The sequence below is a fragment of the Lyngbya sp. PCC 8106 genome, from assembly GCF_000169095.1.
Classification (GTDB): domain Bacteria; phylum Cyanobacteriota; class Cyanobacteriia; order Cyanobacteriales; family Microcoleaceae; genus Capilliphycus.
In genome coordinates this window covers 63,798-77,256 of the sequence record NZ_AAVU01000036.1, presented here as the reverse complement: position 1 = coordinate 77,256, position 13,459 = coordinate 63,798, and the positions used below count along the sequence as shown (strand labels likewise).

12 protein-coding genes, 1 pseudogene and 1 riboswitch are annotated in these 13,459 nt (G+C 40.3%); of the genes and pseudogenes, 8 read left to right on the top strand and 5 right to left on the bottom strand.

All coding sequences use genetic code 11. The features are described from left to right. Positions 1 to 1,081, top strand: a 1,081-nt coding sequence (locus L8106_RS21190) for a glycogen synthase (RefSeq protein ID WP_039896882.1), incomplete at its 5' end; no start/stop codon positions are given. A 101-nt stretch (positions 1,082 to 1,182) separates the two neighbouring features. Here the strand turns inward: L8106_RS21190 and L8106_RS33875 are convergent. After that, positions 1,183 to 1,425: pseudogene (locus tag L8106_RS33875) on the bottom strand (transposase); the annotation flags it as partial. 676 nt (positions 1,426 to 2,101) lie between these two features. Between L8106_RS33875 and L8106_RS21185 the strand changes: the two are divergent. Together L8106_RS21185 and L8106_RS21180 are read left to right on the top strand one after the other, a co-directional pair. Further along, positions 2,102 to 3,058 (top strand): ROK family protein, encoded by a 957-nt coding sequence (locus tag L8106_RS21185; RefSeq protein ID WP_009786500.1) that lies wholly within the window; start codon positions 2,102 to 2,104, stop codon positions 3,056 to 3,058. A gap of 421 nt (positions 3,059 to 3,479) precedes the next feature. Next, positions 3,480 to 4,067, top strand: coding sequence for a GNAT family N-acetyltransferase (locus L8106_RS21180; protein ID WP_009786499.1), 588 nt, complete (start codon positions 3,480 to 3,482; stop codon positions 4,065 to 4,067). A gap of 415 nt (positions 4,068 to 4,482) precedes the next feature. Here the strand turns inward: L8106_RS21180 and groL are convergent, their stop codons facing one another. Further along, positions 4,483 to 6,177: a chaperonin GroEL gene (groL, locus tag L8106_RS21175; protein WP_009786498.1), complete on the bottom strand. Its 1,695-nt coding sequence runs from the start codon at positions 6,175 to 6,177 to the stop codon at positions 4,483 to 4,485. Positions 6,178 to 6,392: 215 nt separating this feature from the next. Then, entirely contained in the window at positions 6,393 to 7,160 is a 768-nt protein-coding gene (gene fabG / locus L8106_RS21170) for a 3-oxoacyl-[acyl-carrier-protein] reductase (RefSeq protein WP_009786497.1), read from the bottom strand. A 300-nt stretch (positions 7,161 to 7,460) separates the two neighbouring features. Here fabG and trxA point away from each other — a divergent pair, with 300 nt between their 5' ends. From trxA to L8106_RS21150, 4 genes are read left to right on the top strand one after another with little or no spacing between them, the layout of a single operon-like run. Beyond that, positions 7,461 to 7,778 carry a thioredoxin gene (trxA, locus tag L8106_RS21165; RefSeq protein WP_009786496.1) on the top strand — a complete coding sequence of 106 codons (318 nt, stop codon included), beginning with the start codon at positions 7,461 to 7,463 and terminating at the stop codon, positions 7,776 to 7,778. Between the two features lie 10 nt (positions 7,779 to 7,788). Further along, complete coding sequence (locus L8106_RS29885) at positions 7,789 to 8,892, top strand: hypothetical protein (RefSeq protein WP_050779158.1); 1,104 nt, start codon at positions 7,789 to 7,791, stop codon at positions 8,890 to 8,892. A gap of 28 nt (positions 8,893 to 8,920) precedes the next feature. Next, positions 8,921 to 9,916 carry an endonuclease NucS domain-containing protein gene (locus tag L8106_RS29880; RefSeq protein WP_009786494.1) on the top strand — a complete coding sequence of 332 codons (996 nt, stop codon included), beginning with the start codon at positions 8,921 to 8,923 and terminating at the stop codon, positions 9,914 to 9,916. Positions 9,917 to 9,952: 36 nt separating this feature from the next. Continuing rightward, positions 9,953 to 10,600: a hypothetical protein gene (locus tag L8106_RS21150; protein WP_009786493.1), complete on the top strand. Its 648-nt coding sequence runs from the start codon at positions 9,953 to 9,955 to the stop codon at positions 10,598 to 10,600. Positions 10,601 to 10,654: 54 nt separating this feature from the next. Here the strand turns inward: L8106_RS21150 and L8106_RS21145 are convergent, their stop codons facing one another. Beyond that, positions 10,655 to 11,641, bottom strand: a complete 987-nt coding sequence (locus L8106_RS21145) for a sirohydrochlorin chelatase (protein ID WP_009786492.1) — start codon at positions 11,639 to 11,641, stop codon at positions 10,655 to 10,657. A 29-nt stretch (positions 11,642 to 11,670) separates the two neighbouring features. Then, positions 11,671 to 11,797: riboswitch (cobalamin riboswitch) on the bottom strand. 290 nt (positions 11,798 to 12,087) lie between these two features. Here L8106_RS21145 and L8106_RS21140 point away from each other — a divergent pair. Continuing rightward, complete coding sequence (locus L8106_RS21140; RefSeq protein ID WP_039896876.1) at positions 12,088 to 12,357, top strand: hypothetical protein; 270 nt, start codon at positions 12,088 to 12,090, stop codon at positions 12,355 to 12,357. Positions 12,358 to 12,588: 231 nt separating this feature from the next. Here the strand turns inward: L8106_RS21140 and L8106_RS21135 are convergent, their stop codons facing one another. Further along, a complete protein-coding gene (locus L8106_RS21135) occupies positions 12,589 to 13,332 on the bottom strand; it encodes a Uma2 family endonuclease (RefSeq protein ID WP_009786490.1) in 744 nt (247 codons plus the stop codon). Between the last annotated feature and the right edge of the window lie 127 nt (positions 13,333 to 13,459).

Here is a 13,459-nt window from a genome sequence, read left to right as displayed (position 1 = left end):
TGTCATCCATTGCCACGATTGGCAAACAGGATTAATCCCGGTGATGCTGTTTGAGATCTACAAATATCACGGTATGGAGTCTCAACGAGTTTGTTACACCATCCACAACTTCAAGCATCAAGGTATCGCGGGAGCAAATGTTCTTTGGGCAACTGGACTCAATAACGAACCCTATTATTTTGATTACAGTCGTCTTCGAGACAATTTTAATCCCTTCGCGCTGAATTTTATGAAGGGGGGAATTATTTACTCCAATTTTGTCACCACTGTTTCACCCCATCATGCTTGGGAAGCCCATCAAGGCGACTGTGGTTATGGCTTGGGTCATACCTTACATGAACATCAACACAAGTTTAGTGGTCTTCTCAATGGCATTGATTATAATGTCTGGAATCCCGAAATTGATCACTATATTCCGTTTAATTATAGTCCCGAAGATCTCGACAACAAAATCAAGAATAAAAAGGCATTACGAGAAAAACTCTGGCTGCGTCATGTCAATCAACCGATTATCGCCTATATTGGTCGCTTAGATCAGCAGAAAGGCGTTCATTTAGTTCATCATGCCCTTTATTATGCTCTACACCGACAGGCACAATTTGTTCTCTTGGGTTCGGCAACAGAACGGGGAATTAATGATTGGTTCTGGCATGAAAAGCACTACTTAGATCATAACCCCGATTGTCATTTAGAAATCGGCTTTAACGAAGAACTTTCTCACCTGATTTATGCCGGGGCAGATATGATTGTTGTTCCTAGTAATTATGAACCTTGTGGGTTAACTCAAATGATTGGGTTGAGATACGGAACTGTACCCATTGTTCGGGGAGTAGGTGGGTTGCTCAGTACGGTTTTTGACCGAGATTATGACAACCATAAACCCGATAAAAAACGCAACGGTTATGTCTTCTATCAAACCGACAACCAAGCCTTAGAATCAGCAATGGATCGGGCAATTGGTCTATGGCATGACTACCCGAAAGAGTTCCGCAAACTCACCTTACAAGGTATGGAGTATGATTATTCTTGGAATCATCCCGGCAAAGATTATGTGAGTATCTATGAACATATTCGCCATTAATCAGGAGTAAAACTAGCCAATTCATAACCAGGAATGTCGGGGTATAACAAGAAGTTGATCGATACAATGATCAGCAACAAACAGAATAATCTCATAAGAAGTTAGCCAGTTGCTTGAACGACTGGTTGAATGGCGGAAACTAGGCGGTGTCGGTTTCCATCCCGCCTAAGTTTTCGCTTAGATGACACGCGGGATTTATCCCGTTTTGATTTTCCTCTTTGGCTTTCAATATACTTTTTAACGCTTTCGGTCGAAGCATTTCCAGTTGTTACACAAAAATAACTGGGGGTCCAACTAGCAAAGTGTTCACAGTTGTTCCACATGAGATCATAGTTCGTTTCACCTAATTAATCTGCTTATAGCTCTACTGGTTGATTTGATCGCGAAAAAGTTCCTCATATGATGAAAACTCGAAGATAACCCAGCCAAAAAAATCGGTTTCTTCAAAAAGTGGGGTTTATCCCCTCAAAGACAAATAAAGATAAGTTATAATAATCTATAAGCTTGCTTCAGTTCTAAACTTTCTATCAATTCCTTGATTTTACAAATCTTAACTCAAGAATTATTCTCAATAAGCAACGAGCTTGCGTTCTTTCAGCCCTTATGGTATTCTAGATCTTGAAAATAATTGAGGATTGGTGTGACCAATAGGGTATTTACTCAACTGATAACGCTTCAAACCCTAATGTATTCGTTCCTTACCCCGATCACTGAATTCAAATTAACACTCAGATCCCGACTGACGATGCACCAATTTTTACATCTCTTTTGTGGGTACGCTTGACAAAAAAGCAAAAGTGTGATACAGATACATTTTAAATCCTATCGGTAATACTACTAAGATTAAATATCTGAACTAATTTTGGGGAAAGTTCAACTGTAAAAAGTGACTTTTAAGTTATACCCATTCTTTGTGAAATTGCTTTTAATTCATCCCCCTTCATTTTTAGGTGATTGTCTCGCAGCCTGGAATACAAGGAATTCGTTGTATTATTAAGCAGAAATAATATTAGAGAAAAGATGAATAATAAAATCCTCGCCCTCGACTTTGGCGGGACAAAATTAGCCGCAGCGACTCTCATTTCTGGTCAACAAAAATGGCAAAATACCCGACGCCAACTTTCCGGAAACTCTCCCAACGCAACGACAGATCTCGAAATTATGCGATCGCTAATTCGTGAGTTGTTAGGCAATGAAAAGCCCCTAGCCATTGGGATCAGTTTTGGCGGGCCAGTTGATGCAAAAACCGGAATCGTTCGTTTATCTCATCATGTTTCAGGATGGGAAAATGTGCCTCTGCGAGAAATTTTAGAAGCAGAATTTAACGTTCCGGTTAGAGTCGATAATGATGCTAATGTTGCCGCTTTGGGTGAATACAAATTCGGTGCCGGACAAGGATGTGAAAGCTTATTATATATTACCGTTAGTACAGGGGTTGGGGGCGGTTGGATACTCAATAACCGTCTTTGGCAAGGGACGCAGGGAATGGCCGGAGAAATTGGTCATACTGTCGTCCAACCCGATGGGCCATTGTGTCTGTGTGGAAAACGCGGTTGTGTGGAAAGATTAGCATCCGGGCCATATATTGCCCAACAGGTTCGTCAAAGCTTAAATAAACAGCCCCAGCAGGGCGAAATTCTGCGTCATTTAGTTAATCATCAACTTGATAAAATTACGGCTGAAATCGTTAGTCAAGCAGCAAATGAGGGTGATGAACTCTGTCAAAACGCCATCAAATTAGCAGGATGGGCGATTGGGGTGGGAATTGGTAATGCGGCAAATTTAATTAATCCTCAACGGTTTATTTTGGGCGGTGGCGTGACCAAAGCGGGGGATTTATTTTGGCATCAAGTTCGGCAAATTTCTCGTCAAACCGCATTACCTGAAGTTGATTTTGAAATTGTTTCCGCCCAGTTAGGAGATGAAGCCCCGCTTTGGGGTGCTGTGGCATTAGCAGAAACAGGCTTGGAAAATTAACCGATACAAAACTTGATTAATTGTGATAATTTAAAGTAATTGTAAATTTAACGGGAATTTTCCAGAAATTATAATTTTATCTCGAAAAATAATAGGAATTCGGCATTTGTACGGTTGTAGCAACTTGAATAAATCGTTTACTATGGAAGTAGACAGCTCGGCGCCGAGTTGAGGTTCAAACCAGTAAAAGGAGAAACCATGCTGCTGTCACACGTATCGATCAAGAGTTCATCCTCGTCAAAAAAGAAAAAAGCGGAGGCTGTGAGGAAGCTAGAACCCTATATTTGTCCTCAGTCTGATCAAAAGCCTAATTCTGAGACAAGCAAATCCTCGGAGAAAGAATAAATGGATTAAATTCTGATCGCTTGAGTGTAGTTTAATGTTTTCATGGGTGTACTACTATTGAGGGAGTTTAGCATGAATGAAACCAATAGACAACTTAAGTTCTCAATTTAACTTTAGAGAAGCAAACCCTCAAGATAGAGGAGAAATTATTGGCATTCATAATTCTCATGTTAGAGAACTAAATGCCTTAAATTCTCATGGTTTTCTTTTGGCGGCAACCACCGAACAAGAAATTCTAGATCAGATCAATCATCAAACTCAATATTTTGTAGCGGTTCATCAGGACTTAGAAACAAATCATAAAGTTATCGGATTTTTAGCTTTATCCCAACCCAAAATTAGCCCTAATTTTTTAAATCAAATAATTTGGAAAGATGATTCTGGTCAGAATAAAATTCTGAGTGATCAACATTTTTATATTAAAATCGTTGCAACTCATCCTGAAAATATGGGTAAAGGAGTTGCTCAATTTTTGTACAAATCTCTCTATGAAACCTTTCCAAATTCATTCTTTTCAACCTTTATTGTTTCTCGACCAATCTCCAATAATCGTTCAATTTTATTCCATGAAAAGCAAGGATTTTACTCTGTAGGAACCCTGAAACGTGAATCATTCCTAGAGTTTAAAAATTATGAAAGTGTGTTGATGGTGAAAGAAATCTAAATATTTGAGGGGAGTACAAAACCCTGAAAAACCCTTGTTACTCCAGAATGATTAATTGTATAAAATTATTTATATAAAGAAAAATAGATTATCATAAACATCCTGAATTATAGAGTATACAATATACTAAAGAAGCGATAAAGTCAATCAAAAAAATCAAATTGAGGGTTTATTAAAGCATAGTTGTGATGGGTTACAGGATTATTTTAACAATCCTAATGTTAGTTTGAGCAAGGAAGATCGCCGGGTCTGTGATAGTTTGATCTGATCAAGGTTTTGAAGTCTTTGTCCTTGCAGGGGAGAGATTTGGAGAGGGATTTAATTATCGTTCTTAATAAAAAAACAACCCAATTCGATTGAGTTGCTTTAAATTAATCACAAAACTCGCGCATTGAGTGATTAAGCGGTGAACGACTTACATCATACCCATGCCGCCCATGCCGCCCATGCCGCCCATACCCATGCCGCCCATGCCGCCCATGCCGCCCATGCCGCCCATGCCGCCCATGCCATCCATGTCGGGAGCTGCGGATTTCTTCTCGGGTTTCTCAACAACTAAAGCTTCAGTCGTTAAGACCATTCCGGCAATTGAACCTGCATTTTGTAGCGCTGAACGAACAACTTTCGCCGGATCAATAATCCCTGCTTTGATCAGGTCTTCACACTCACCCGTCAGAGCATTATAACCAATGTTAAAATCGGTTTCCCGAACCTTTTCAACGATAACGGCTCCTTCTGCCCCGGCATTATTGGCAATTTGACAGAGAGGGGCTTCTAAAGCTTTGGCAACGATTTTACCGCCAATCTTTTCTTCTCCGACCAGTTCATCGAGAATTTGGTCAACTTTTTTCGCTAAATGAATGAGTGTTGTACCGCCACCGGGAACAATTCCTTCTTCAACTGCCGCTTTTGTCGCGTTGAGAGCGTCTTCAATTCGCAGTTTACGAGATTTTAATTCAGTTTCTGTCGCCGCCCCGACTTTAATCACTGCAACACCGCCTGAAAGCTTGGCAATTCGTTCTTGCAGTTTATTGAGATCATACTCTAAATCGGTTTCTTCCCGTTGTCGTCGGAGTTGAGCAATGCGGGCTTCGACATCGGCTGTATTACCTGAGGCGACAATAATGATCTTGTCTTTTTCAACGGTAATTTTGTCGGCGGTTCCCAGCATTTCTAGGGTAACAAGATCCAAACTTAAACCGACTTCTTCAGAGATGACCTGACCATTGGTGAGAATGGCGATGTCTTGCAGCATGGCTTTTCGGCGTTCGCCAAACCCTGGGGCTTTCACGGCGACTGCATTTAAAACCCCTCTGGCCTTGTTAACAACCAGAGTCGCCAGGGCTTCTCCTTCGACATCTTCTGCAATAATCAGCAGAGGTTGACCTTCCCGTGCTATCTTTTCGAGGACGGTAACTAAATCCTGAATAGCACTAATTTTCTTATCAACGATCAGAATACGAGCATTTTCATACTCAGCGATCATCCGTTCGTTGTCGGTAACAAAATAGGGTGATAGATAACCGCGATCAAATTGCATCCCTTCAACAACATCGAGTTCGGTTGTCAAAGATTTGGATTCTTCAACCGTGATTACACCGTCTTTGGTGACTTTATCCATCGCTTGGGCAATCATCTGACCAATTTCTGGATCGTTTCCGGCTGATACTGTCGCCACTTGAGCGATCGCATCTCCTTCTACGGGTTTCGCCACCGCTACGATTTCGTCAACTAAACGGTTGATGGTTTTTTCAATACCTCGACGTAGGGATACAGGGTTAGCCCCAGCAGCAACGTTTTTTAAGCCTTCGGCAATCATTGCTTGAGTTAAAATAGCTGCCGTGGTGGTTCCATCTCCAGCAACATCGTTGGTTTGAGAGGCGACTTCTTGAATGAGTCTAGCACCCGTGTTTTCTAAGGGATCAAAGATTGTAATTTCTTTGATTACAGTAATCCCATCATTTACAATATCGGGCGCACCAAATTTCTTCTCTAATAATACATTTCTACCTTTCGGGCCGAGGGTAACACGCACTGCATCTGTGATGGCGTTGATACCCTGTTCGAGCGCCCGTCTTGACTCTTCATTAAACGCAACAATTTTTGCCATATAACGACCGTTAGCTCTCCACTTAGTCAATTTAGCACTCTTAGGAGGTGAGTGCTAGTTCGTGGAAACCGTACAAGAGGAGGGAGTAGGGAGGTGGGGAGATGGGGAGGTGGGGAGATAGGGAGGTGGGGAGATGGGGTGATCTTACCTCTTGCCTCTTGCCTATTGCCTCTTGCCTTTTACCTCTTGCCTCTTGCCTGTTACCTCTTGCCTTTCTAGGCCATCACCATTCCACCATCAACATTAAACACCTGACCTGTGATGTAGGCGGCGGCCGAGTCTGCGGCTAAAAATCTGACCATTCCAGCCACTTCTTGGGGTTGACCGTACCGACCAAGGGGGATGAATTTTAGAATTTCTTCGGTATTTTTGAGATCTTTTGTCATATCAGTTTCAATAAAACCGGGGGCGACGGCGTTGACCGTAATACCACGACTTGCGAGTTCTTTGGCAACGGTTTTGGTAAACCCAATTACACCCGCTTTGGCTGCACTATAATTAGCCTGTCCGGGGTTTCCCATCTGACCTGCAACAGATGCAATATTAATAATTCGACCCGATCGCTTTTTCAGCATAATTTTACTCACGGCGCGAGTGCAGAGAAAGACACCAGTCAAGTTGAGGTCTATCACGGCTTGCCATTCTTCGGGTTTCATCCGCAAAAGTAGGGTATCACGGGTAATTCCTGCGTTGTTCACTAAGATGTCAACTCGTCCCCATTTTTCCATGACGGTGTTGATCAGGGTATCGACTTGCTCGGCTTGGGAAACATCGGCACACAGGGCGATCGCATTTCCTCCCGAGTTGGTAATTTCTTCAACAAGTTCATCGGCGGCACCGGAAGAACTGGCGTAGTTAACAACAATGTTAGCCCCAAGGCTCGCTAAAGCGATCGCGATCGCCCGACCAATTCCCCGTGATGCGCCTGTAACAATTGCAACTTGTTCTTTGAGATGTTGTTGGGTTTCGGGTAAAACGTCCATGTAGATTTCCTCAGCAATTTTTCAACGCTTAAACGTTCCATCCTAGAGGTTAACAGCTTTTGGGACTTCTATAAAATCAAACTTTCTTCATAAACTGTAATTTCTATTTAGATTTAATTGACCATTTATTGATTGAAACCGGATTTTTAATCAAGTTTGAGCCAATTCAATCAATTGTTAATTCTTAATGAAGGCTACTTTCAAGATGAAAATTTTAAGATAAAACTAACCCGTAAAGACTGTTAACTCTGATCAGGTCAGATTATAATACAAACATCAAGTTAGAGGGAGTTTCTCTCCATGTCAGTTAAAAAGACGTTTAGCAGCTTTAAAGAACTTCTTGAGGGTTCTGATCTTCCGGTTTTAGTGGATTTCTATGCGACTTGGTGTGGCCCTTGTCACATGATGGCTCCTATTTTAGAGGAAGTGAATCAGCAAATGAATCAACAAATCAAGATTGTTAAAATTGACACGGATAAATATCCACAGATTGCATCTCAATATGGAATTGAAGCTTTACCGACTTTGGTGTTGTTTAAAAAGGGTCAACCAATTGAGCGAATTGAGGGAGTTGTCCGAGCGCCGGAACTGATTCAACGGTTGTACGGTGCGCTCTAAATTTGTTTTTATGTTACGCAAATCTAGAGAAGGTTGGGAATTTGAAAATGAGGCTGCTTTGGAGAGTTTTGTCTGGAAAAACTTATCCAGTTTACTCGGATTAAAACCTCTGAAGCAGCAACATCGAGTGCGAGGAGAAGTCTGCGATATTCTGGCAATAGATCCCTGTCAGCGATTGATCATACTAGAAGTCAAAAATTCTGAAGATCGCTATATTGTTCAGCAGCTTACTCGATATTATGACAATCTCTTAGAACAACAACCGCTCAGTTCTGAAATCGATTATACTCAGTCTATCCGTTTAATTGCGATCGCACCCGATTTTCATCAAGATAGTTTCATCGATCTCAAATATCATACTCTTGATTTAGAACTTTTAAAATTTCAGATTATTCAAACGGAAAATCGGGTTTATTTTACTTTGAATACCATTCAGGAAGCAATGATTTCTAAAATCATAATTTCCTATCCTGAAGAATATATTATTAATCCTGAAAATGTGCCAAATCCTAAAATATTACCTCGTTCACCAAAAGCACTACTTAACCTGATTGAAAAAGATAGTGTTGAAAAACAAAATATTGTTTTAGATATTCGAGAAAAAATTCTCAGATTTGACGAAATGATGGGTGAAAGTAGTACAGAAGTTACCATTGGATATGGCAAAAGAAAGAGTAAAACTCAGCTTTATCGTGGTTATCATACTCGTTGTGTTGAGTTTCATCGAGATCAATATTGGGTTTCAGTTGATCAAAGTTTAGACGACCCAGATGTTGTAGTACACAAGACTGATATTTGGGGTGAACCTTTAGATGAGTCTCAGTATTCCTATTCTAAAAAAATAGTTAAAATTGAACTGTTTCTCTATCTTCCTTTTCCTCACGATGAAACCAATCAAAGAATGATCAAAGTTTTAGTTCAAACAAATGACTGGAAAACTGTCTCTGGGATAGTGCTTCCCTCTCGCTATAAAGAACCTTGGAAAGCCGGAACATCTTATCTTTTTGAACAGTATCTCAATCTTTATTATAAAATGACTGGTAAATTAGTGGAGTCCAATTCATTACAAATATGGATTGATCTGGCGTTAGATGAATGGAAAGCTAGAAATTAAGGTGTAATTTAGAGATAGTGGAAAAATAATGCTATCGAAAAATAACGATATCTGGAAATTTAACAGTGAAGCCGACTTAGAAACGTTTATCTGGGATAATTTAAAGAATTTACTCAATTTGCAACCTTTTCAACGACAATTCTCAATTCGAGGAGAATTTTGTGATATTTTAGCGATTACAGAAAATAAAACATTAGTCATTATAGAGCTAAAAAATAGTGAATATCGATATCTTGTACAACAATTAACTCGTTACTATGATCGCATTTTGTCTGATCAACCTTTTCAAGCCGATATTGACTATACACAATCTATTCAACTTTTAGCAATATCCCCCAATTTTCATCGACATAATTTAATTGATCGAAAATATAATCGACTTAATATAGATTTTTTAAAGTTTGAGATTACCCAAAATAATAATGATCTCTATTTTAACTTAAAAAATTTTGAGCGAGAGTTAATCACTTCTTTCCAACTGATTGATATCGCTGACGAACAAAGATCTCAATCCCAAATGCAAGTGATTTCTAGGATCATCCCCAAAATTCCAAAATCACTCAATCGAATGCTTGAGTCTCAACCAACAGAAATTAAAAATTTTATTATCACACTGCGAGAAAAAATTCTGAGTTTTGATGATTTAATGGGGGAAAAGAATACAAATGTCACCCTAACTTATGGTAAAATAAAAAAAGATGGTAAACTTTGTAAGCCCACTCATTTACTCTGTGGTGGATTTTACCAATCCAATCCAAATAGAAATCTAGAGATGTTTCTATATCTTCCCTATTCCGGAGGAAAAAATGTCAAACTAAACATCCTGACAGAAGATTGGAAAACGGCATTAAAAGTAAGAATTCCCAGTCGTTATTCATCAGGCGGAAAATGTGATGATCTTGATATTATGTACTACTTAAAATGGTATGAAAAAATGACTGAAAAATCAGTTAAATCTAATTCAATAGAGATTTTAGTTGATTTAGCTTTAGAAGAATGGAAAGCTAGATATCACAAGAAATGATAAGATCGATAGCATCCCGAACAGTTACGATTAAGGATGAATACACCGAGTCATGCAATTTTAAATCTGGCTCTTTTGAGTCAAGCGAGTAATTCTGAAGCGTCTTTAATTGTAGTTTTTGGTGGAATTTTACCGGATATTCCGATTTTTTTATTTTATGGTTGGGCTAAGTTTATGACTAAACTTCCGGAACAAAAGATTTGGTCAGAGGCTTATTATCAACCGATTATCCAAAATCTAGTGGCGACTTTTCATTCTATTCCTCTGGCGATGTTTGGATGGGGAATAGGTTATTTTTATAACTGGGAAAGTCTACAACTGCTGTGCTTAAGTTTGATTTTGCATTCTTTGTTTGATTTACCTGTTCACCATGATGATGCTCATCGACATTTTTTTCCGGTGAGTCATTATCGTTTTATTAGCCCCCTTTCTTACTGGGATATTAAACATCATGGTCGAGTGGTGGCGTTTGTGGAATTGGTCGCTGTGTTGATCGCAACGGTTTGGATGTTTCCGTGGGTTGATTCAGGGATTGGAAAAGGTTTAATGGTATTGGTGAATGGGTTGTATGGATGGGGTTATTTTCGTTTTTATTTTCGTTTTTATTTTCGAGTCCAGAAGATAAACAAAACCCCCTCTAAAGCTGAATTCGCGGAGCATGAGGGGGCAATAGATCCAAACTAATTATCTATTGAATCTTACTGAGATTAATTTTCGCTGAGAACGAGTTTTCGGGGGTTATGGGGCTTGCCAAATTCGTTGATGGTATTGCTGCGGATCAGCATAGGGGTCAACCGCCTCATGGGAGTGATCGTGATGATCATGATCATGGTGAGCGTGAGCGTGAGCGTGATGATCATGAGCGTGTGAGTCACCAGAAACGGCTGCTAACCGGAACTTACAAGCTTCACAGTTCATCTGAACTTGACCGAGTTGGGTTTCAATTTCGCGATCGCGTAATAGTTGCAACAGTTCGGGTTGAATGCCCATTTCCGGCAAACAGGTCATGTTAATCTCAGGATATTGTTCTTGCTGTTGGGCGGTGATGTCGAAAATTTTCTTGACTAACACGCCAGTAAACAAGAAATAAGGTAAGACAATAATCCGTTTGGGCTGATATAAACGGGCGCGACGGAAGCCTTCTTCTAGACGGGGATGAGTAATGCCAATAAAACAGGTTTCGACTGTCTGATAACCGCTTCCTTCCCACACCATGCGAGCGAGTTTGTAGACATCGCTATTGGCATCTGGATCTGAAGAACCTCGTCCGACAAAAAGTATAACGGTTTCAGAACGAGGAATATCAGGGCGATCAAGTTCTGCTAAACGAGTTTTCCACAACTCAAAAATCAGGGGGCTGATCCCGAAATGACGCCCGTAATGAAACTTAAGTTGAGGATAGATTTCTCGGGATCGATCAAGTTCGTTCGTAATATCAAATTTGTTGTGGCGGGCTGCAAACAATAGCAACGGTAATGCAGAGAGATCGGTGTAGCCTTGCTTTATACAGCGTTCAATGCCTTCTTGAATGGTTGGGCCGGTTAGTTCTAGAAAACAGGGAACAACGGGGCGAGAATGGTCAAGAGCTTGATAGGCTTCGGCAAAATCAAGGAACGTTTGGCGGCCTTCTGTATCGCGAGTTCCATGTCCGATCAGCAACAAAGGACGTTGCAACGGTAGAGGAGGAAGGCTGAGGTTGAAGTTTTTGGTTTGATTAATAAGCATTTAAGCCCCTTTCCTGTGCTAGGCAGGATATAGAGTGGTGCGTAACCAGTTGGCCTTCTGGCTTGTCAATTTGCTCGTGAATGACTTACAGTTGCCGCACAGCCCCGGAGTTTCACCGGAGTTTCCCAACAGGTTACTGTTTAACGAGTAATAACTTTATAGCATAACAAGTTGAGTTCATTTTGCTATAGATGTCACGAATCAACATAATTGACTCAATCAATGGACAAATTTAATCGGATCTGTTGCGATCACAATTCAAAATTTGTCCCCTTGTCTGTTAATGGAACTGATCGGGATCGATTGTCCATTTTGTTAATTTGGTTTCCAAGCGGTTTCAAATCAATTTTCCTAAATGTTTCCCACAAAGCTGGCAGGATTGCTAACATAACGATAAAATCCTGTGTAATAACGTGAACTCTAATCTTGCTGTTTCTGATTTTGCTATGAACGACATAACGAATGATGCACAAGAAGTGTTACCCCGTGAGGTTAGGGTTAACCAACTTCGTAATTTGATAGAAACCTTGCATATTGCTGATGAAATTGCCAGCAAGGGTTACTTGATCAGTAGTTCTGAATTGGCTGATCTGATGGATGTCAATGCTAGTGCTGTCACCAGTCGCGGTGATAACTGGGCTTGGCGGAATTGGGAAGTCTCTAGAGTTCGCCGTGAGGGAAATCAAATCCTTTGGCAATTGGAACGGGTAGACTAAATGTTTGAGCCTGTATTGAGCCTCTAAATTTTTGCTCGATCTATGCTCAGTCTCAGAGTAGGAAATAGGGTTCAGACTAGACATTGAACCTTTTCTCTGCTTTTATTGTTTTGGGGATGGCGATCGCTTTGAATTGTTGAAGTTTGACTGGATGTTGTGATCAAGAGTGAGGCTTGTATTTTGATCAATTTTCTGATATTTTACCCCAAGGTTACATCATTCACACGGTATTCACACGGTATCAGGATCAACACCTAACTCTCGTAATCTAGCCGCTAATCTTTGATTGCGTTGTTGTTCGGTATGCTTTTGTTGACGTTCTATTTCGAGTTGTTGTTCGCTTGCTTCCCGTTGTTGCTTTTCCATTTCGGCTGATTCTTCGGGGGTGGGAACTAATTCACCTTCGGGAGTAAAAAATCTCAATTTTTGTTCATAAACCCCGAGAAAGAGTTGTAATTGTTCACTCCAAAGCCATCGGTTTTCGTTGGGTTGAATCTCTTGATATTGTCCTCGGAGTAACTCAAATCCTTGAAATTCTAATGTGTTCGGATCAAACCAAAAATAGTCGGGTGTGCGGAAAATCTCTTGATAAATTTGTTTTTTTTCGCTCCGATCAACTTTAGCCGTTGAATTAGATAAGAGTTCAATAATAACGTGAGGATATTTTCCCCCTTCTTCCCAAACAACCCAACTTTTCCGGGGTTTGCGTTCGGTATCGAGTACCACAAAAAAATCAGGCCCTCTAAAATATTCAGATTTTTTCTGATTCGGGCTGTAAAAAATAGTCAGATTTCCAAAAGCGTAGAAATCCTGACGATCTCTCCAAAGATATTCTAGCGTTTGAATCAGCAGTAATATTTGACGCAAATGCAGTTCACTTTCCAAGGGTAGCTCCTGACTTTCTAAATCACCAGGGGGATACTCAATTTCTTCAAACTCTGGTGAGGGACGAAGCAAATCTTCAGCAATGGTCATAATATTAACCCGATAAACAATTAACAACCCTCTATTTTAGATGTTATCTTTAGTAACTCTTGGTCGAGGCGCAAGGCTTATGCCCTGATCAAAAAAAGAAACCCAGTTTTGAATCAATTACCGGGTT